This window comes from Raoultibacter massiliensis (assembly GCF_900199545.1).
GTDB lineage: Bacteria > Actinomycetota > Coriobacteriia > Coriobacteriales > Eggerthellaceae > Raoultibacter > Raoultibacter massiliensis.
Map to the genome: position 1 here is coordinate 1788009 of NZ_LT962671.1, position 19888 is coordinate 1807896.

General features: G+C 61.6%; 14 protein-coding genes and 1 tRNA gene. 1 reads left to right on the top strand and 14 read right to left on the bottom strand.

Going from position 1 to position 19888, the window contains the following annotated elements; genetic code table 11:
- Positions 1 to 99: 99 nt before the first annotated feature.
- The 11 genes from C1719_RS11960 to C1719_RS12010 form a co-directional block, all read right to left on the bottom strand.
- The gene (locus tag C1719_RS11960; RefSeq protein ID WP_102375322.1) at positions 100 to 966 is read right to left on the bottom strand and encodes a TspO/MBR family protein; all 867 of its coding nucleotides are present in this window, start codon (positions 964 to 966) and stop codon (positions 100 to 102) included.
- Positions 967 to 1104: 138 nt separating this feature from the next.
- Positions 1105 to 2373: a peptidase U32 family protein gene (locus tag C1719_RS11965; RefSeq protein WP_342745913.1), complete on the bottom strand. Its 1269-nt coding sequence runs from the start codon at positions 2371 to 2373 to the stop codon at positions 1105 to 1107.
- Positions 2374 to 2386: 13 nt separating this feature from the next.
- Positions 2387 to 3880, bottom strand: coding sequence for a cysteine--tRNA ligase (gene cysS / locus C1719_RS11970; RefSeq protein WP_102375324.1), 1494 nt, complete (start codon positions 3878 to 3880; stop codon positions 2387 to 2389).
- Entirely contained in the window at positions 3877 to 4599 is a 723-nt protein-coding gene (gene cysE / locus C1719_RS11975; RefSeq protein ID WP_102375325.1) for a serine O-acetyltransferase, read from the bottom strand. Before cysE ends, cysS begins: the two co-directional genes overlap by 4 nt.
- A 71-nt stretch (positions 4600 to 4670) precedes the next feature.
- The gene (ispF, locus tag C1719_RS11980; RefSeq protein WP_281255991.1) at positions 4671 to 5180 is read right to left on the bottom strand and encodes a 2-C-methyl-D-erythritol 2,4-cyclodiphosphate synthase; all 510 of its coding nucleotides are present in this window, start codon (positions 5178 to 5180) and stop codon (positions 4671 to 4673) included.
- Between the two features lie 137 nt (positions 5181 to 5317).
- Positions 5318 to 6160, bottom strand: a complete 843-nt coding sequence (ispD, locus tag C1719_RS11985) for a 2-C-methyl-D-erythritol 4-phosphate cytidylyltransferase (RefSeq protein ID WP_102375326.1) — start codon at positions 6158 to 6160, stop codon at positions 5318 to 5320.
- Between the two features lie 93 nt (positions 6161 to 6253).
- Entirely contained in the window at positions 6254 to 8818 is a 2565-nt protein-coding gene (locus C1719_RS11990) for an ATP-dependent Clp protease ATP-binding subunit (protein ID WP_102375327.1), read from the bottom strand.
- A 158-nt stretch (positions 8819 to 8976) separates the two neighbouring features.
- Complete coding sequence (gene lysS, locus C1719_RS11995; protein WP_102375328.1) at positions 8977 to 10491, bottom strand: lysine--tRNA ligase; 1515 nt, start codon at positions 10489 to 10491, stop codon at positions 8977 to 8979.
- 120 nt (positions 10492 to 10611) lie between these two features.
- Positions 10612 to 11082 carry a transcription elongation factor GreA gene (greA, locus tag C1719_RS12000; protein ID WP_102375329.1) on the bottom strand — a complete coding sequence of 157 codons (471 nt, stop codon included), beginning with the start codon at positions 11080 to 11082 and terminating at the stop codon, positions 10612 to 10614.
- Positions 11083 to 11258: 176 nt separating this feature from the next.
- Positions 11259 to 11534 carry a twin-arginine translocase TatA/TatE family subunit gene (gene tatA / locus C1719_RS12005; RefSeq protein WP_102375330.1) on the bottom strand — a complete coding sequence of 92 codons (276 nt, stop codon included), beginning with the start codon at positions 11532 to 11534 and terminating at the stop codon, positions 11259 to 11261.
- 117 nt (positions 11535 to 11651) lie between these two features.
- A tRNA-Pro gene (locus C1719_RS12010) sits at positions 11652 to 11728 on the bottom strand.
- 1833 nt (positions 11729 to 13561) lie between these two features.
- Between C1719_RS12010 and C1719_RS12015 the strand changes: the two genes are divergently transcribed.
- The gene (locus C1719_RS12015) at positions 13562 to 16906 is read left to right on the top strand and encodes a hypothetical protein (RefSeq protein ID WP_146007899.1); all 3345 of its coding nucleotides are present in this window, start codon (positions 13562 to 13564) and stop codon (positions 16904 to 16906) included.
- 34 nt (positions 16907 to 16940) lie between these two features.
- On the opposite strand, the gene C1719_RS12020 is transcribed toward C1719_RS12015, so the two are convergent.
- The 3 genes from C1719_RS12020 to C1719_RS12030 form a co-directional block, all read right to left on the bottom strand.
- Entirely contained in the window at positions 16941 to 17372 is a 432-nt protein-coding gene (locus tag C1719_RS12020) for a PaaI family thioesterase (RefSeq protein ID WP_102375332.1), read from the bottom strand.
- 20 nt (positions 17373 to 17392) lie between these two features.
- Positions 17393 to 18496, bottom strand: a complete 1104-nt coding sequence (locus tag C1719_RS12025) for a coiled-coil domain-containing protein (protein ID WP_102375333.1) — start codon at positions 18494 to 18496, stop codon at positions 17393 to 17395.
- Positions 18497 to 18741: 245 nt separating this feature from the next.
- Positions 18742 to 19851: a coiled-coil domain-containing protein gene (locus C1719_RS12030; protein ID WP_102375334.1), complete on the bottom strand. Its 1110-nt coding sequence runs from the start codon at positions 19849 to 19851 to the stop codon at positions 18742 to 18744.
- Between the last annotated feature and the right edge of the window lie 37 nt (positions 19852 to 19888).

Genomic DNA, 19888 nt, shown 5'->3' on the forward strand with positions numbered 1-19888 from the left:
GCGCAACGGCCCGGTCCGAACAGGCGAACGCGAGCCCTGCTCCAAGCCGATCCAGCAAACGCAAACTCTGCTTCCGTTTTGAGCTGGCGAGCGCGGTTTCTACCTTCGCGGTTGGAGGCGGTATTTTTCCCACGGGAAGAAGACGGCGAGGGCGCCGAGTCCGGAAAGCATGATGGTGATGACGGAAATCGCGAGGTTCACGGTCATCAGGTGCACGCCGATGCCGACAACAGCCCACACGATCACCACCCCGAACGCGTAGTCGTTAAACGCGCGTTTCATGTACACGGCAAGCGCAAAGAATGCCACCGCGAGCACAAGCGTGCTGGCAGGTTGCAGAATCGAGGTCTCGGCTCCCGTGAAACGAGTTGCCACATGGGCGATATCGGCAACCGTCGCTACGCAGAGCCATGCGAAGTACAGCGAGATCGGCACCCTGTCGATCAGGCGAGTCGACTCGACATGCACGCGCCGGTACAGCAATCCGATCGTTGCGAGCAAAGCGGCGATTACGATGATCGAAGGAACGAACAGCTCGAAGTGCCACAGCGCAAGCCAGGCGATGTTGAGAGCGCACGATACGGTGAAAAGAACTGCGGTCCTGCCTATCCGCATCGCGCCCATCGGCTCGTCGTGCGAGGCTTCGCCGGAATAGGAGACGAGCCACGCTGCAAGCCCAATGTAGATGACCGACCAGATGGCGAACACGTAGCCTGCAGGCGTGAACCACGCAAACACTTCGCCCGACACCTCTGCCGATGTCGTGCCGCCCAACGAGAATACCTCGAACGCTGCGTTACAGGCGATCGTGATCGCGTAGGCAACCCACACGAGCGCGATGTTCGTCTTTGCGGCGTGCGTCCCGTCGGCTTCGTGCCCGCCGGCATCGCGCCACGTACCGCCCGTCGCCTGCGCCACCGATTGTTTTCTCTGCCGATATGCGGCGCTGCTTGCTGTATCGCTCATCGCTAGTCCTCTTCCCTCGAAACGAAAGCCGCATGGCGGCCCGTTGGCTTGTCTGGGAAAAGTCTATCAACGCAGCCGCATCCGTCGGTCGCGGCGGTGTAGCAGCTGGGTATCGGAACGGTTCGCAGGTTAACCGTTCTATGACGAACGTGCTGAGAGATCGGGCCGCTCGACGCGAAGGAGATCCTTGGGCTGCAGCGGAAACGGACTCGCGATCGCGTAGACGGTCGTAGCGCGATCGGCCACCGGCACCGCCTCTTCCCACTCGCACGGGTTGCCCTCGGCTTCGGATACGGCGATGCGGCGAATCCAGGCGGCAGAAAGCGCTCGCACGGGTTGCCCGGGAGAGAGAACCTCGAGAACATCGCCCTCGAAGAACCGGTTGCGCAGATCGATGCGCACATCGTAGAGGCCGTCGTCGCGTTGCTCGCACGAGAGAACCGTGCCGGCAAGCGCATGGGTCTGCGCGTACTCGGGGCCATGCGGGGCCTGCTCGGCGGGTCCGTAGAAGAAGCCCGTCGAATAGGGCCGGTGGCTCACGGCTTCGAGATCGCGGTCGAAATCACTCGGCTCGGCGCCATCGAGCACCTGGCGATACGCGTTCACGACGGTCGCCACGTAGTATGCCTTCTTGACGCGTCCCTCGATTTTTATCGAATCGACTCCCGCGTTCGCAAGATCGTCGAGGTGATGGAGCATATTGAGGTCCTTCGAACTCAATATGAAACTGCCGCCCTCATCCTCCTCTACGGGAAAACGCTCGTCGGGACGGGTTTCCTCAACAAGCGAATACGTCCATCGGCAGGGCTGGGTGCAGTGCCCCCTGTTGGCCGATCTGCCGTTGAGATGATCGCTGATGAGGCAACGGCCCGAAACCGCCATGCACATGGCGCCGTGGACGAATGCCTCGAGCTCGAGATCTTTCGGCGCGGCGGCGCGCAAGGCGGCGATATCGGCTACGCTCATCTCTCGTGCGCACACGATGCGCTTCGCGCCGAGCTCGTGCCACATCGCCGCCGCCTCGGCGTTCATGCACGAAGCCTGGGTGCTGATATGGATGGCCACATCGGGGGCGTGGCGCAAGGCGAGCCGCACCGCCCCCAGATCGCTCACGATCACCGCATCGATGCCCGCCGCTGACAGCGCCTCGAGGTATGCTGGCAACACGGCCACATCGTCGCCCGTCATCGCAGCGTTGAGCGTCACGTACACCTTCGCTTCGCATGCGTGGGCGAGCTCGACGGCCCGCGGAATCTCGTCGAGCGAGAAGTTCGCCGCACGTTGGCGCAAACCGAACCTGTCGCAGGCGAGATACACCGCATCGGCCCCGAAATGCAGAGCGAATTCGAGCTGGTCCATGCCCCCGGCAGGAGCGAGCAGCTCGGGTTTTTTTCGAGAGCGATCCACAGACGAGCCGAGCCTAACCGAGCGTCACGCGTGCGCCCTGCGGCGTATCCTCGATCACGAATCCGAGCGCCACCAGCCCGTCGCGCACCTTGTCGGCCAAACCCCAGTCCTTCTGCTTGCGCGCATCGGCGCGGCATTCCAGCAGCGCGTCAACCGCTTCGACCGGATTTTCGCCCGCATAACCTGCAAGCTCGCGCGCAAGGCCGACGACCTCCGCCGGATATGCTTTGCACGCTTCGTTCTCGCAAAGATCGATACCGAAGGCTCCCATCAGCTCGACGACGGTATCGCGAGCCTGCTTGAGCGCGGCGACATCGGTTACGGAAACGGTCTTGTCGCCCAGCTGTCCGTTGAGCTCTCCCACAAAGGAGAATATCTCGCCGAGCGCGCCCGCCGTATTGAAATCGTCGTCCATCGAAAGGATGAACGAAGTGCGCAGGTTTCGCGTAGCGTCCAGAATCGCCCGCGTATCGAGCGGCGAGGGGATGTCTTCGGCGTTCTCGATGATCCACTCGATGTTCTTCACCGCGTTCATGATGCGCGAAAGAGCCGCTTCGGCCTCGCCCAAACGCTCGTCGGAGAAGTCAAGCGGGCTTCTGTACTGGGTTTGCAGAATCAGCATCCGCAGCACGGCCGGCTTCGTGGTTTCAAGCACGTCGCGCAGAAGCAGGAAGTTGCCGAGCGATTTGCTCATCTTCTCGGAATTGATCTGGAGCATGCCCGAATGCAACCAGTAGTTGGCGAATCGGCAGCCGCACGCGGCTTCGCTTTGAGCGCGCTCGTTCTCGTGATGGGGAAACACGAGATCGGCACCGCCGCCATGGATGTCGAACGGAAGGCCGAGGTACTTGCGCGACATGGCCGAGCACTCGATGTGCCAGCCGGGGCGCCCTTCGCCCCAAGGGGAAGGCCACGAAGGCTCTCCGGGCTTCGCCGCTTTCCAAAGCGCGAAATCGAGCGGATCGCGCTTGCGGTCTTCAAGGCCCGAGCCGCATGCGCGCAGCTCGCGATGACCCGACTCCATCTCGTCGACGTTGCGATGCGACAGCTCGCCGTAGGCCGGGTACGAGCGCACTGAAAAGTACACGTCGCCGCCCGCGTCGTAAGCATGCCCCGTTTCGATGAGCTCGGATACGAGCTCGATCATCGCGTCGATCTCCTCGGTCGCCTTGGGCCTGATATCGGGATCGAGCACGCCCGCCGCACGCATGTCGGCAATGAACGCCTCGGTGTACTCCGCGGCGACCTCGGCCGCCGTGCGGCCCTCTTCGTTGGCCTTGGCGATGATCTTGTCGTCGACGTCGGTGATGTTCTGCACGAACGTGACGTCGAACCCGCGCCACATGAAGTACCGCCGTATAATGTCGAACGCGATGAACGTGCGCGCGTTGCCGATGTGTATGTAGTTGTACACGGTCGGGCCGCACACGTACATGCCCACCTTGCCTCGCTCGACCGATTCGAAATCAACCTTGCTTCGGGTCTGGGTGTTGTATACCTTGATCATGCTTTCTCTCCCAACCTTCGTTCCACTTCGTCGATGCGGGCAGCCAGCAAGTCTACCGCCGACGCTTCCTGCGCTTCTCTCAGCTTGCGCTCCAGCCCGTCGATGCGCTCGGCGAGCCGCTCGCATTCCTCGGTTACCGGATCGGGCAAGCACTCGCGATGCTTGGCGGCATCCTGCTTCTCGGTTTCGACCCGTTTGCCGTCGCGTATGACGATCTTGCCGGGGATGCCGACAACCGTGCAGTTCGGGGGCACGTCGCGCACGACGACCGCTCCCCCGCCCACCTTCGAGTTATCCCCGATCGTAATGTTGCCGAGCACGGAGGCGCCCACACCCACCAGCACGTTGTTGCCAAGCGTCGGGTGGCGCTTGCCCGTTTCGTTGCCGGTGCCGCCGAGCGTCACGCCCTGGTACAGCGTCACATCGTCTCCGATGACCGTCGTTTCGCCGATGATGACGCCCATGGCGTGGTCGATGAAGAACCTGCGTCCGATAACCGCGGCAGGATGTATCTCAACGCCCGTCATGAAGCGCGTGAACTGCGATGAGATGCGAGCGAGGCTTTTGAAGCCATGCGTCCAGAGCCAGTGTTCCACCACGTGGGACCATCGGGCGTGGAGACCCGGGTACGTGAGCCAAATGACAAACGAGTTCTGTGCGGCGGGGTCTCGTTCCTTCACCGCTGCAATATCTTCACCTATGGTCTTGAATATATTCATAGAGCATCCGTCTTCCAGTCGAATGTGCATTGTAGCATTGCATGCCGATCGCATGCGGCAAGGCGCGCAGATTAGCGCTCTTGCCCGCTACATCGACAAACGAGGCAGACGGCGCGTGCCGAGATTCCCTCTTCGCGGCCCTCAAAGCCGAGCCATTCGGTCGTCGTCGCCTTTACGCCCACCGATTCGACCGCAACGCCCATCGCGCGCGCCAGATTTTCCCGCATCGCATCGCGGTACGGGGACAGCTTGGGCGCCTGGGCGGCTATCACGCTGTCCACATCGAGGATCTCGAACCCGCAGCTGCGCACGAATTCGGCTACCGCAGCCAGAAGCTTGAGCGAGTCGGCGTCTTTGTAGACGGGATCGGTATCGGGGAACAGCTTGCCGATATCGCCGCCGCGCACCGCCCCGAGCAGCGCATCGGAGATGGCGTGGGCGAGCACATCGGCATCGGAATGCCCGAGCAATCCTCGATCATGGGGAATGTCGACGCCGCCCAAGATGAGCTTGCGGCCCTCGGCGAACGCATGCACGTCGAATCCGAGGCCGGTTTTCAGGCTCGCCAACGCGGCAGGCACCTGTGCGGCGGTCGCCTCCTGCGACCGGCCGGCAGCGCACGCGTCCTGCTGCGGCGCATCGGAGACGCGCGAACTCATGGCAGGCGCTTCGGCGCCCGACGCCTGCGGTTGGCTGGAAGCCTGTCGGGTGCTCTCGATCACTGCTCGGCATCCCTCATGTACATGGATCTGACGGCGGCGGCAAGCAGCAGGTAGTCCTCGGGAACCGTGAGCTTGATGTTGTCGCGCTTTCCCTCGACCACGAGCACGCGGCCTCCGAGCCTCTCGATGAGCGACGAGTCATCGGTGCCCATGAACCCGTCGGACAGTGCCGAAGCGTGGGCGCGACGATAAATGCCCGAGCGAAAAACCTGCGGTGTCTGGGCGTTCCAGAACACCCGCCGATCGGGCGTTCCCACGATGACGCCGTTCTCAACGACTTTGAGCGTGTCGACGGCGGGATGCGCCACTACGGCTCCATCGCAGTCGATGTTGCCCTTGAGCACGTTGATGGCATGCAGGATAAGATCAGGCGAGATGAGCGGGCGGGCGCCGTCGTGCAGCACCACGTACTCGAACTCGTCGGGCACGCATTCGAGGCCCGAAAACGCCGACTCCTGACGGCTCGGCCCCGAGGGGGCGACGACGACCGGCGTGACGAAGGGGAACGGATCGACTGCGCGTTTGAGGTACTCGTCCTCTCGATCCTCGGGGCACACGATCACGATGAGCCCGATATCGCCCACCGCATCGAACGCCTCGGCCGACCAGGTGAGGATGGGTTTGCCCGCGATCTCGACGAGCTGTTTGCCGCCTTCTTTGCCGAAGCGCTCGCCCGTTCCGCCGGCCAGGATGATGGCCGCCGTTTTGGGGTTTTCATCCATCTTGCCCTTAAGGCCCCCCATACTCTGCGAAAGCGCGTCGAAATCAAGATCGTCAAGCGCCAGCTCAGGTCTTTTCAGCACCTGAGGCGAAAATACAGGATCGATGGTCTTCGCCATGTGGTCTTCTGCCCTTCTTCGTCGGCGATGCGAGGGAGCCGTCGCGCAACGGCGACGGCTCCCGTAAGGTTCATCGCTTTTTCAAAACACGCGTTAGTCTGCAGCACCGCCCGACATCGAGCCGCCGCTCGTGACACCCGCATGCCCCAGATCGAAGTTGGTCAGGAGCAATTCTGTGTCCTTGGCTATGCTATCACGTTTGCGCGGTGCAGGTATAGAGCCGCTTCCCGCCTCAAACGTAAGTTCGCCGTCAACGTAATCGACATCGATGATGGAACCGCTCGTCCACCGCCCCTCGAGGATCTGCTCGGAAATGGGATCTTCAAGCAAGCGCTGGATGGCGCGGCGCAAAGGACGCGCGCCGAACGTTGCATCGGTTCCCTCCTTCGCAATGTGCCGCGCAGCGGCATCGGTCAAGTTGATGGACATGTTCTGTGCGATCAGGCGCTCGCGCAGCTCGGCAACCATGAGGCTGACGATCTGGGCTATCTGCTCCTCGTTGAGCGACTTGAACACGATGATCTCATCGATGCGGTTCAAGAACTCGGGACGGAAGAGCTTCTTCATCTCGCTCATAACGCGGCTGTGGATTTCCTTGTCCGACAGCCCGGTGTTCGGATCGCTCTGGAATCCGAGCGGCGTGGACTGGGCGATTTCACGGGCGCCCACATTCGACGTCATGATGATGATCGTGTTGCGGAAATCGACCGTGCGGCCCTGGGCGTCGGTCAAGCGACCCTCTTCGAGGATCTGCAACAAGATGTTGAACACGTCGGGATGGGCCTTCTCGATCTCGTCGAACAGCACGACCGAGTACGGGCGCTGGCGCACCGCCTTGGTAAGCTGGCCGCCCTCGTCGAACCCGACGTAGCCCGGAGGCGATCCCACGAGCCTCGACACCGAATGCTTCTCCATGTACTCGCTCATGTCGAAAGACAGAAGCGCGTCTTCGGAATTGAAGAGGAACTCGGCGAGCGCCTTGGACAACTCGGTCTTGCCGACGCCCGAAGGGCCGAGGAAGATGAACGATCCGGCGGGGCGCTTCGGATCCTTGAGCCCCGAACGGCTGCGACGGATGGCCTTCGAAAGCGCCGTCACGGCTTCTTCCTGGCCGATGATGCGCTCGTGAAGCACGCTTTCCATGCGCAGCAGCTTCTCGGTCTCGGCTTCGGTGAGATTCGACACCGGCACGCCCGTGGTCATCGAGATGACGTCGGCGATATCCTCGACCGTCACCTGGTTGATGGACTTCTGAGCATCTTCTTCCCACTTCTTCTCGGCCTCGGCGCGCTTCTCGCGCAGCTGAGACTCTTCATCGCGCAGGCTTGCGGCACGCTCGAAATCCTGCGATGCGATCGCCTCGTCCTTTTCGGCACGCAGGCGCCTGAGCTCGTCATCAAGCTCGCGCAGCTCCTTGGGAAGCGTCATGTTGCGGATGCGCATGCGCGCGCCCGCCTCGTCAAGCACGTCGATCGCCTTGTCGGGAAGGAATCGATCCTGAATGTAGCGCCCGGAAAGCGACACGGCGGCCTGCAGGGCATCGTCGGTGAAATGCACTTGATGATGGGCCTCGTAGCGATCGCGCAGGCCCTCCATGATGCGCAGCGCCTGCTCCTCGTTGGGTTCGCCCACCGTAATGGGCTGGAAGCGCCGCTCGAGCGCTGAGTCCTTCTCGAAGTGCTTGCGGTACTCGTCGATCGTCGTGGCGCCGATGACCTGGATTTCGCCGCGCGACAGCGGCGGCTTCAGGATGGCGGCGGCGTCGATGGAACCCTCGGCCGAACCTGCGCCGATGAGCGTATGGATCTCGTCGATGAACAAGATGATATCGCCTTCGTCCTGCACCTCTTTGATGCACTTCTTCAGGCGCTCTTCGAATTCGCCGCGGTATTTGCTGCCCGCGACGAGCGCGGATATGTCGAGCGTGATAAGACGCTTGTTGCGCAGGATATCGGGAACCTGGTTCGAAACGATCAGCTGCGCCAAGCCTTCGGCGACGGCGGTCTTGCCCACGCCGGGCTCGCCGATCAGAAGCGGGTTGTTCTTCTGGCGGCGCGACAGCACCTGCATGACGCGCTCGATTTCGCCTGCGCGCCCGATAACCGGATCGAGCTTGCCCTCGGTCGCCTTTTTGGTAAGGTCGGTCCCGAACTCCTTGAGCATGCTGTCCGACGATGCAGCCTGCGCCTCGAACGCGCCGCGGCCCGCGTATACCGGACTCTGGCCCACAAGATCGTTCAAGGCGGAACGGACGTTGTCGCCCGTGACGCCAAGGCGACCGAGCACCTCGAGCGCCGTGCCGTCTCCCTCGCGGACGATGCCGAGCAGCAAGTGCTCGGTGGAGATATAGCTCTGCCCCATCTGCATGGCCTCGCGCAGCGAGTTTTCAAGCACGCGCTTGACGCGCGGCGTGAAGCTCAGATGCCCCGAGACATCGGTATCCTCATCGATTGCGACGACCTGGCGGATGGCTTGGACGACGGCGTTGTATTCGACGCCCAATCGATCGAGAGCCTGGGCGGCCAAGCCGTCTTCTTCCTGTATCAACCCGAGCAGCAAGTGCTCGGTGCCCACGTAGGGCTGGTGCAAGGCACGGGCCTCATCCTGAGCCAGGACGAGGACCTTGCGGGCCTTGTCGGTGAATTTCTCAAAGCTCATGCATGCCTCAATTCTCGCAAGTTTTTGGTTTCCGCATAATATTAGCACTCAAGTCAAGAGAGTGCTAAAACGACACCTTGCCGTAAAGCGCTCTCACAACATCACCAAAACTGGCGCACGATAGCGAAACCGACGGCCAGGCGGCGCTTCGGGACCGCCTACCTCGCCTCGTCGCGCATGTGCGGGAACAGCAGCACATCGCGGATCGATGCCGAATCGGTCAAAAGCATGACCAAACGGTCGATGCCGATGCCGACGCCGCCCGCAGGCGGCATGCCGTACTCCAGCGCGCGCACGTAATCATCGTCGTAGCCCATCGCCTCGTCGTCGCCGGTTTCCTTCGCGGCGACCTGCGCCCGGAATCGCTCCGCCTGATCGACCGGGTCGTTCAGCTCGCTGAAGGCGTTTGCGTACTCGTGTCCGCAGATGAAAAGTTCGAAGCGCTCGGTAAGGTTCTCGTCATCGGTCTTCTTCTTGGCAAGCGGCGACACCTCGAGCGGATGGTCGGTCACGAACGTCGGCTGAACGAGCTTGTCTTCAGCGGTCGCTTCGAATATCTCGGCGATGAGCTTGCCCTTGCCCCATGCATCCTCAACCTTCACACCGTACTTCTCGGCAATCTCGACAAGCTCCTCGCGGATCATATCGAAGCCGACCTTTTCGCCCGACTCCTCTTCTATGAGCTGCATCATGGTCTTGCGCGGCCACTCGCCCGAAAGATCGATCTCGTTGCCCTGATAGGTGATCTGCAGCGTGCCGCACGCTGCCATGGCGGCGGCCTGGATGTAGCCCTGCGTGAGCTCCATCATGCCCTCGAGATCGGAATAAGCCTGATAGGCCTCCATGGTTGTGAACTCGGGATTGTGGAACGGATCCATACCCTCGTTGCGGAACTGACGCCCGATTTCGAACACCTTCTCGAACCCGCCCACGAGCAGGCGCTTCAAATGCAGCTCGGTTGCGATGCGCAGGTAGAAATCCTTGTCGAGCGCATTGTGATGGGTGATGAAGGGCTTTGCGTTCGCGCCGCCGAGAATGGGATGGAGAATCGGCGTCTCAACCTCGTAGAATCCCTGCGATTCCATATAGGAGCGAATGGCCGAGATGATTTTGAAGCGGGCCTCGAAAGTCGAGCGAACCTCGGGGTTCATGACCAGATCGACGTAGCGCTGACGATAGCGGGTTTCCTTGTCGGCCAAGCCGTGGAACTTCTCGGGCAGGGGTCTGAGCGACTTCGACAGAAGCTCGAACGATTCGACCGCCACCGAAAGCTGGCCCCGACGCGTGCGGATCATGGTGCCGGATACGCCGATCCAATCGCCCACGTCGAGATCCTTCAATTCAGCGTACACCTCTTCGCCGAGGGTGTTGATGCGACAGAACAGCTGGATATCGGCCGTAGCGTCGCGCAGTTCGAGAAACATGATCTTGCCTTGGTCGCGCTTCGCCATGATGCGGCCCGCCACCTTCACGGCATCTTCGGTCGATTCCCCATCGGGCAGATCGGCGTACTTCGCGTCGAGCTCTTCGATGTGATGGCTGTACTCGAACGCATGGCCGTAGGGGTTCTTGCCGGCCGCAAGCAAAGCCTCGCGCTTGGCTCGGCGAACCTCGATCGGATCGTCTTCGATCTGCTCGGCTCCATCCTGGGCGGTGTTCGTTGTCTCGCTCATGTGCTTCCTTTTCGTATCGTCCGATAACGCAAACGGGCCCTCGATTCCCGGGGCCCGTAAAGCTCGGCACCGCTTCGGCGGAACCGCTGTGTGGCGGCCCGTTTCGCCGGGGCCGTGTTTTTAGTGATCTATTTTCGTGATCGTCATCACGATCTTCTTGCCGGTGGGCCCCTGCGTTTCCACGACATCGCCCTTCTTGTGCCCGAGCAAGGCCGACCCTACGGGCGATTCGTTCGAGATCTTGCCCGCCGCAGCATCGCTTTCTGCGCCGCCGACGATTGTGAACACGCGCTCCCGCCCGTCCATGTCGACCGTCACGCTCGAGCCGATGTTGACCTTGTTCGACCGCTTGGGAATAGTGACGACGGTCGCCTCGCTCAGAATGCGGCTGATCTCGGCGATGCGCGCCTCCATCATGCCCTGTTCGTTCTTGGCGTCGTCGTATTCGGAGTTTTCAGAGATATCTCCGAACTCACGGGCAACCTTGATGCGCTCGCCTATTTCGGCACGCTTCTCGGTTTCGAGGAAATGAAGCTCGGCTTCGAGCTTCTCCTTTCCCTCCTGCGTGAGGATAAAATCCTTGTCTGCCATACCATCACCTGTCTGTTGCAGAGAAACATGCACGCTTGGAAGCGTGCGCTTACGTGTACGCGGTTCGCTTATATCGATCGAGCCCATCGCTTTCGCGGCGAACCTGGGCTCGGTATACGACAACGCGGCACGTGCACGCACTGCACATGCCGCGAAAACATACCCGAAGGGTGGTACTATTCGGCCTTCTTCTTCGTAGCCGGCTTTTTGGCCGTCGTCGTGGTCTTCTTGACAGTCTTCTTAACAGGCTGCTCTTCCTCGACCTCTTCGACTTCCTCTTCTTCCTCGACCTCTTCGATTTCCTTATCGCCGCCGCCGATGCCTTCGCGGAGGTTCTTGACGGTCTTACCGAGTGCACTGCCCAGCTTGGGAAGGTTTTTGGGGCCGAAGATAAGCAGGATCACAACAAGGATGATCAACAGCTCGGGAACGCCCATGCCGAGAATTTTCATATTGTCCTCCACTCGTTGATGCGGGACGTCCGCCCGCGCAATCTAACCTCGTCAGATTACCACAATACCTATAGATAAGGGATGCATCTTAACAAAAGAATACATCCCGAGTCTACATGGTCGGGATGACAGGATTTGAACCTGCGGCCTCTGCGTCCCGAACGCAGCGCTCTACCAAACTGAGCCACATCCCGATGCTGTTGTTGCAGCGGACGTTATATTAGCACAACCATCTGAAAAGAAAAGCCCTGACGGGCAAAAGTTATCAAGGATTGCAGCATCGCCCAAGCTCAGCTCGGGCGCGGGCAAGGCTCATCCCGAGCGCCCGATTGGCCGAATCCGCTACCGCGCGATCGCCCGCAAGGCGGCACGCCCTCGGATAAATTGCCGAAGCAGGCAATCTAACAGGCGATTTAACATGGACTCAACCTAAAGTTTCAGCTATCCTAATATAAGCGATTCGGTTATATATTAAGGAAGCATGATGAAGAAAGACCTGCTCGCATCCTGCATGGCGGCCCTCCTTGGAATAACGCTCTGTTCCCCTTGCGCTTGGGCTGCGCAGACGGAGAGCGCGGAAAGCTCCACCCCCCCCCAGGCTCCCTCGACAGTCGGCGACGTCAACGGTAGCGAAGCCGTCCAGCCCGAACGGGAACCAGGGGCGCCCGATGAGGTTCAGGCCCCCGACGAAATAGACGACGAGACCGACCGGGAGGCCGCAGGACTTGCTGACGGGGACTCCCTTCCAGTAGAAGCCGAAGCGAAGGCCAACGTTTCCGCCCCGCAAAGCTCCGCAGAAGCCCGCTCCAATGCCGCATCGGTCTTCGATATCGGAGACGGCCAGCCCTATGCCGGATTCGCCGAGGCGATCGCAGCCATACCCGACGATGCGGGCGATGTCGTCTTCAACGTCAAAAGCGATCTGTACCAAGACTATCGGGACTATCTGCCGGGCGGCATCTCGTTCAGCCTGCCCACCGATCGCAACATGACCTCGCTCACTATCACCTCGGATGCAAACGAGCAAATCATCGTCGGCAACGGAGGATCGGATTCCTACTGCATCAACCTGTTCGCCAACGGCGTGCCGATCATCATCGAAGCTCCTCTGAAAATGAACGCCCTCATCTACGGCGGATCGAACGGCACGCCTCTTTCGGGAGCTTCGAGCATAACCGTTCGCGAAGGAGCCTTCGCGAGGAGCCTGTTCGGCGGAAGCCTCAACGCGGATCTCTCGGGCGATGCGACGATTCTCGTAGAAGGCACCGCCTCGACCGTCGTCGGCGGATGTCGGGCATACGCCTCGGACAGCGGCCTGGCGAACGCTTCGGCGACGTTGCGCGGATCGTCTTTTGTCGACATCGGCGAAGCAGGCGGCGCCCAAAAGGCGATCGGAGGCGGCATCGCCTGCTTCCCGAGCAGCGGAAGCGCCGCTCTCAGCGCCGATGCGGCCACAACGGGCTCGACGAACATCACGGTGAACGGCTCGATCGACGAAGTGTACGGGGGCGGAAGCGCCGGGGCCGCATCGATCGCGCTCAGCACCCTTTCCAACACCGCCGCAACGGCAAACGTCGCCGGCAGCGCATCGATTACGTTCGGAGCGAAAGCCCAGGCGTATTCTTCGGGATCGATGAGCAAGATGCACGTGTACGGCGGCGGCCTCGCCACCGGCACCAGCAAGGAAAACGCCAACCGTTCGGCCGCCGACGTCGCAGGAACGGTCACCATCACGGCGCTCGAAGACGACACGGCGGCGCAATCCCAACCTGACAGCAAGGCGTTTTCGCGCTTTTACGGCGGCGGATGCGCCCTGTACGGCGGCGCGCAGGCCAACGTGGGGGCAACCGTCATCATGACCGCCCGATGCGGGTGGGAATCGGCCGCCGGCATCATCGGCGGCGGCTATGCGCTTGCAGGCGGCACGGCCGGCGGGGTCGGGGCGACGCCTGTTCCTTCTACCCATCCAGATGGTTATAAGAGACAGCCTTCGTCCTGCCCCTCTTTGTTTCCCTTNTTCGGGATCGATGAGCAAGATGCACGTGTACGGCGGCGGCCTCGCCACCGGCACCAGCAAGGAAAACGCCAACCGTTCGGCCGCCGACGTCGCAGGAACGGTCACCATCACGGCGCTCGAAGACGACACGGCGGCGCAATCCCAACCTGACAGCAAGGCGTTTTCGCGCTTTTACGGCGGCGGATGCGCCCTGTACGGCGGCGCGCAGGCCAACGTGGGGGCAACCGTCATCATGACCGCCCGATGCGGGTGGGAATCGGCCGCCGGCATCATCGGCGGCGGCTATGCGCTTGCAGGCGGCACGGCCGACGTGCTCGGGGCGACGCGCGTCGAAGTGTTCGGCATCGAAGGGCAGAAAGCGAACTACGAGAACGCGAACCTCGTTGCAGGCGGGGGATTCGCCGAAAACAACTCGAACGATCTTGCAACATCCGCCTGCGCCGATTCGACCGAAGTCATCATCCACAAGGGAGCTAACCTCACCTCGGGAAGCAGCACCGGAATGAGCGTTATCGGGGGAGGCATCGCAAAAGGCAACGTATGCACGTCCGACGTTGCAGGCACGGCGCGCATCGAGGCGAAACCCGGCGCTTCGGTAGCGCGGGGAGCCGTGGGAGGCGGCATCGCATGGGGAAACGAGTTCGACGGCAAGCCGCAGGGAGCGCGCAACGCATCGGCTGACGTGGGAAGCACCTCGGTCGCCTTCGGCGAGGGATGCACGTCGGGCGGCCTTGTCATCGGAGGCGGCTACGCATTCAACCATGCAATCGAATGCACGGCAAACGTAACCGGCGACGTTTCGGTTTCGGCGGGCGACGGCTGTTCCTTCACCGGCAACTTCGTCATCGGGGGCGGATTGGCCAGCTTGGCCGCCGATTGCGAAGCGAGCGTCTTCGGCAACGTGAATACGGATTTCGGCGATGGCACCGCAACGAAATCTTTTGTGGGCGGCGGCTTTTCGTACAACGGATCGACGGGCTGCACGACCGATGTCCAGGGATCCGTCACCACGAACTTCGGCGATACCTACACGATGCCGGCAGGCCAGTTCATCGGCGGAGGCTACGTTTACTACAACTCGACCGACTGCAGTGCGGCATCGGGATCCGTCCATACCGAGATGGGCAAAAATGCAACCTTGACCGGCAGATGGGTTACCGCAGCAGGCAACGTTTCTTACAATTCCGCGGGCGACGTTCACGTAGGCTCCGACAAGGGGGCGGATTCGGTTACGTTTACAGCCGAAGAGGGGTATGCGGCCTACGTGTTCTCGAACGGCGGATACATCGCTGGCGACCAAACCGCAGCAAGCACGGCGCAGGTTACGGGAAGTGTATCGTCTTCGTTCGAGAACTGCGATATAAAGTATTTCTACGGCGGCGCCTACCTCTCCGACACCAATGGCAACGGCACGATCGACGGCAACGTGGAAAGCCGCTTCAGCAAATGCGCCTTGCCCGCGCAAGACGGAACGATGCCGCGCGCAGGCTCGGGAATAACCGGAGACGCAAAGCTCGTATTCGCCGACAGCGTGCTCGCCAAGGGCTACATCGGCGCAACGAGCGCCTCCGATATCGGAGGCAAGCATATCGTCTCCTTCGTGGGAAACTCCACCTGCAAGGATTTCATCTACGCCGAGCATCAAAAAGGAACCCTTCTCATCGAGATCGGCGATGAGAAGGGCACTTCGACGCAGACGGTCGTCAGCGGCGTCTACTCGCCAAACCACATCGGCGAGACCGATATCCTCATCCACAACGGCGCGACGTTCACCCCCAGCACCGTATCGGCGGACAGCTCAGGCGCACCTTACCATCTTATGGGCGTCTACGATCTGACGATAGAAGGCGGGGGAAGCCTTGTCGGCTACAACGAGAATCCGACGATCCTCTACGGCAACCTCACGGGCACGCCCGCTTCCGGCGGCGAGGCCACGGCCTCGATCACCATGCCGGCAAGCGCGACCATCATCGGCGACGAGGCAAGCGGCAGCGCGCTCGAAGGCGTGCTGGAAGTGCATCCCACAGGCACGCTGACGACTGGCATGACGCTGTTCGATTTCGCCCGGGCAGGCAATGGGAAAGTGCTGCTCGACGATCCGTCGCGCCCCCAGCGGTATTACCTCGCCAAGGACGAAACGTCACAACAGAACCGCACGCTCTGGACCATCGCGGCGGGTTCCACCATCACCGCAAAGCAAGCCGAACACGGAACGATCGAACCGGGAGACAACGCATTCAACCGAAACGAACCCGCAACTTACACGTTTGTCCCCGACTACGGCTATCGGCTCGAAAGCATCCTGATCGACGGCATGTCGGCAGGCGACGTCGCCCCGGGAAGCGATCGCGCCGTATCGTACACGTTTACCCCCAGCACCGATACATGCGAGGTATCCGCCGTCTTCGTCCCCCTCGAAACGGAGGATCTCCACGATCGGATCGAGAACCTGCCCGACGCGGCCGATGTGCCCACGGCTTCCGAAGAAACCAAGAACGCCATCCTCGATGCCAAACTCGATCTCGAAGCGCACCTCGAACAAAACCCCGATGCGCCCGTCGATGCCGACGCGCTCGACAAGCTGCACGAAGACCTGCTCCAGCTTCCCGAAATCCAAGTCGAGGTCGTGGTGGAGGTAGCCGGCGAAGGCGGTTCGGCCGACGAGATCGCCACCATCGAGAACGGCTGTCTCCATCACTTCGTCTACGAATTCGGAAAAGACGAGATTCAGGCGCTTCGAAACGGAAGCGCCGAACTGTTGAAGATAAAAGCGGTGATCAACGATGATATCGTCGATGCCGAAGGAGCCGAGCGCGCGGCGCTCGACGCAAAGCTGGGAGAAGAGTACCTCCTCGGGAAGCACTTCAGCGTTACGGTAACGAAGCAGACGTTCAAGAGCAGAACCGACGACATCCCCTTGGCAAGCGAGCAGATCCATTCGCTCGGCAAGGGCATCACGATGACGTTCGCCATCCCCGACGCCGTCGCATCGGAATCAGGCGATGCGAGAACCTTCGCCATCGCGAGAACCCATCAGGAAGACGACGGCAGTTGGACGGCCTCGCTTCTGCCGGATGAAAACGCAGCCGACCGAGCTTCGGTAACCGTTACAACCGACCGATTCTCGCGCTACGCGATCGCATATTCCGATGCTGCCGTTCCCCCCGTCGATCCCACGCCCCTACCGGCGCCCGAAGAGGGCGAGCGGAAAGAGGGAGGCGGCGAAGATTCGCGTGCGAAAGCGAAGGCCTTGGCCAAAGTCGGCGACCCCCTGCCGAGCCCCGTTGCGGGCACGGCGGCGCTCGCGTTTATCGCCTGCGGGTTCGCTCTGCTCCTGCGCAAACAAGCTCGCTGATCAAGCGCCGTTCGGTGCGAATCCCGCCGAACGGCTAGCGCGCGTCCTTGGCCGCTTCCCGTTCTCGTTCCTTCTCGGCGAGGCGGGCAAGCGATACGATCTTGGTAACGATCACGCCGTCGCTCACCACATCGCCTGCATCGTCGAAAGCCGTGACTCTCCAGTACTGCTTCGACCGCTCGACGCGGTCGAGCTCGGCGACGCCCGTCAGGGTGCCGCTTACGCCGCTTTTCCTGTGCCGCACGTGCACGTCGATGCCGAAAGGCCTCTCAAGCGCAAGATCGACGCTCTGTTCGGCCCCTGCGCTGGCTACCGATTCGAGCAGGGCTATGGTCGCACCGCCATGCACGAAGCCATGGGGCTGCAGAATGGCGGCCGTGATGGGCATAGTGGCGACGATCCGCGTTGCGGACGTTTCTGTAAACTCGATGCCGAGCGCTGCGATGAAACCCGAATCCCAGTTCATGGACACGCCGTGCCTACCGCCTAGCCCCATCGCACGTAGATCATGCCGGACTGCACGCCGCCGACGACCACGCCCTGACCCGGGGAGGCCGCATGAATCATCTGGCCGCCCCCTATGTAGATGCCGCAATGCGCCGCGTTTACGGCCACGTCGCCCGGCTGCGGGTTGGAGACCTCTTGCCAGCCGAGGAACGTGTAGGTGCTGCCGAGGCGCGAGTAGCTGCCGGTGAGGCAGTAGCTCACGAAGCCGGAGCAATCGAACTGCCCGGGTGCGCACGCGCCCGAAACGTATTGGCCGTTGCCGACATAGCTGTACGCGCGATCGACCACGGAGTTGCCGGTGACCGCGTTGTAAGGGGGCTCGACGCCCGCGTTGCCCGAAGAAGATCCGTTGCCCGAGGTGCCGTTGCCGCCGCTGTTTTCGCTGGACGTCTGCGCATTTCGCTCGATGGCGTCGAGCGCCGCAGCTGCACGCGCCGCCTCTTGGGCAGCCTGCTCTTCGGCAAGCAGGGCAGCCGCCTCGGCGCTGAGGGAATCGTAGGTCTGCTGCATGGCGGCAGCCGATAACTCGGCCTCTTCCTTGCACGCGCGGGCTTCTTCGGCTTTTTCGGTTGCAATGGATTCCTGGCGCGCGTACTCGTCCTTCTCGGCTTCAACCTGATCGCTCAGGTCTTTCGCCCGCTGCACCATATCGGCATCGTTCTGGTTGAGCTTTTCGAGCATATCCCAGCTGGTTGCGAACTCTTCGAAGCTGGCTGCGCCGAACAGAAGATCGAGGAACGTGAAATTGCCCGAACGGTACATGGAACAGGCTCGATCACCGAGCCTGACTTGGAGATCCGCGATTTCGACGGTAAGGGAGTCGATGCGCTCCTGCGCCTCCTGCATGCTCGCCTGGGCGGTATCGACCTCGCTCAGCGCTTCGGCGTAGTCGTTGGAAGCCTGGTTCAGCTTGTCCTGGAGTTCGTTGAGCGTGACGAGCGCCGTTTGCGCTTCGGCCTGCTTATCTGCCGCCGTCGGCTCCGCAAACGCCACAGCGGGAAGACCCAACGTTGCTGCGAGCACCGCAGCGATTACGAGCCGAAACGCTGCTCTGGCCCGGCCTTGCTCCTCATATCCCCTCATACGACCTCCCGATCGGACGGCTTTGCTCAGAGGCACACATAAAGACAGCTTACCAAAACGGCGCCATCCATGATCGACGCTGACAGGAATACTTACAGTAAGCACACAGCGGGCGGCTGCGCGTTTCGCGGTCGACGGGCGCATCGATGCCGAAAGGAAGAACCCGCCATCAAACGAATGAATGGCGGGTCCTTCTCGTTTTCCCGTTTGATCGAGGACAGATGCCGTCCTGCGCGTCTTGGGTACTAGTAGCGCACGAACACCATGCCGCTTTGCACGGGGCCGATGACGACGCCGACGCCGTAGGTGGCAGCATGTATCATCTGGCCACCGCCGATGTAGATGCCGCAGTGGCCCGAGTTCACCGCCACGTCGCCGGGCTGCGGATCGGAAACCCGCGGCCAGTTGAGGAAGGTATAGGTGGTGCCGAGGCGCGAGTAGCTGCCGGTGAGGCAGTAGCTCACGAAGCCGGAGCAGTCGAACTGCCCGGGCGAGCAAGCGCCCCACACGTACTCGGCGTTGCCGACGTAGCTGTACGCGCGATCGACCACGGCGTTGCCCGTTACGGCGTTGTAAGGAGGCTCGACGCCGCCCGACGAGTTGTTGTTGTTCGACGAATTGTTATTGCTGTTGTTCGAGTTGTTGTTGCTCTGCTCCGCCTCGGCGGCAGCCTGGTCGAGCACGGCCTGCGCCGCGGCAGCCTCAGCCGCCTCCTGGGCAGCGCGCTCCTGTTCGAGCAGCTCGGCCGCTTCAGCGCTCAGGGAGTCGTAGGTCTCCTGCATGGAAGCAACCGTTGCTTCGGCCTCTTCCTTGATCTGCTTGGCTTCCTCGGTCTTCTCGCTCGCAATGGCTTCCTGGCGGGCGTACTCGTCCTTTTCAGCCTGCACCTCGGAACGGAGATCCTTGGTCTGCTGCACCATTTCGGCATCGTTTTGGTTCATCTTGTTGAGGATGTCCCAGTTGGTGGTGAACTCCTCGAACGAAGACGCTCCGAGAAGGAGGTCGATGAACGTGACGCTGCCGCTGCGATACATGCTGTTCGCGCGGGTGCCGAGCTTGTCTTGGAGCTCGGATATCTGCGCATTGGCCTCGTCTATGCGGGCCTGCGCGTCTTCCATGCTGGCCTGAGCCTGCTCCAGTTCGTCGAGTGCGGTGAAGTAATCGTCGGAAGCTTTATTCAAAGTATCCTGCATCGCGTTCAGCTGCGCGAGCGCGGTTTCTGCTTCTGCCTGCTTATCGGCCGCCGTCGGCTCTGCAAAAGCCATGGCCGGAGCCCCGAGCGATATCGCCAGGGCCGCCGCGAGAACCATCGTGCATGCTCTCTTCATGCGGCTTGGTGCTGCTTGCTCTCTCATACAACCTCCTGATTGAGCGTCACTTTTCGTAGACACT

Bases quoted from the DNA above. Each gene is read 5' to 3' on its own strand.
- C1719_RS11960 (WP_102375322.1), bottom strand. From the start codon at position 966: ATGAGCGATACAGCAAGCAGCGCCGCATATCGGCAGAGAAAACAATCG.
- cysS (WP_102375324.1), bottom strand. From the start codon at position 3,880: ATGATCAAGGTATACAACACCCAGACCCGAAGCAAGGTTGATTTCGAA.
- cysE (WP_102375325.1), bottom strand. From the start codon at position 4,599: ATGAATATATTCAAGACCATAGGTGAAGATATTGCAGCGGTGAAGGAA.
- ispD (WP_102375326.1), bottom strand. From the start codon at position 6,160: ATGGCGAAGACCATCGATCCTGTATTTTCGCCTCAGGTGCTGAAAAGA.
- C1719_RS11990 (WP_102375327.1), bottom strand. From the start codon at position 8,818: ATGAGCTTTGAGAAATTCACCGACAAGGCCCGCAAGGTCCTCGTCCTG.
- lysS (WP_102375328.1), bottom strand. From the start codon at position 10,491: ATGAGCGAGACAACGAACACCGCCCAGGATGGAGCCGAGCAGATCGAA.
- greA (WP_102375329.1), bottom strand. From the start codon at position 11,082: ATGGCAGACAAGGATTTTATCCTCACGCAGGAGGGAAAGGAGAAGCTC.
- tatA (WP_102375330.1), bottom strand. From the start codon at position 11,534: ATGAAAATTCTCGGCATGGGCGTTCCCGAGCTGTTGATCATCCTTGTT.
- C1719_RS12015 (WP_146007899.1), top strand. From the start codon at position 13,562: ATGAGCAAGATGCACGTGTACGGCGGCGGCCTCGCCACCGGCACCAGC.
- C1719_RS12020 (WP_102375332.1), bottom strand. From the start codon at position 17,372: ATGAACTGGGATTCGGGTTTCATCGCAGCGCTCGGCATCGAGTTTACA.
- C1719_RS12025 (WP_102375333.1), bottom strand. From the start codon at position 18,496: ATGAGGGGATATGAGGAGCAAGGCCGGGCCAGAGCAGCGTTTCGGCTC.
- C1719_RS12030 (WP_102375334.1), bottom strand. From the start codon at position 19,851: ATGAGAGAGCAAGCAGCACCAAGCCGCATGAAGAGAGCATGCACGATG.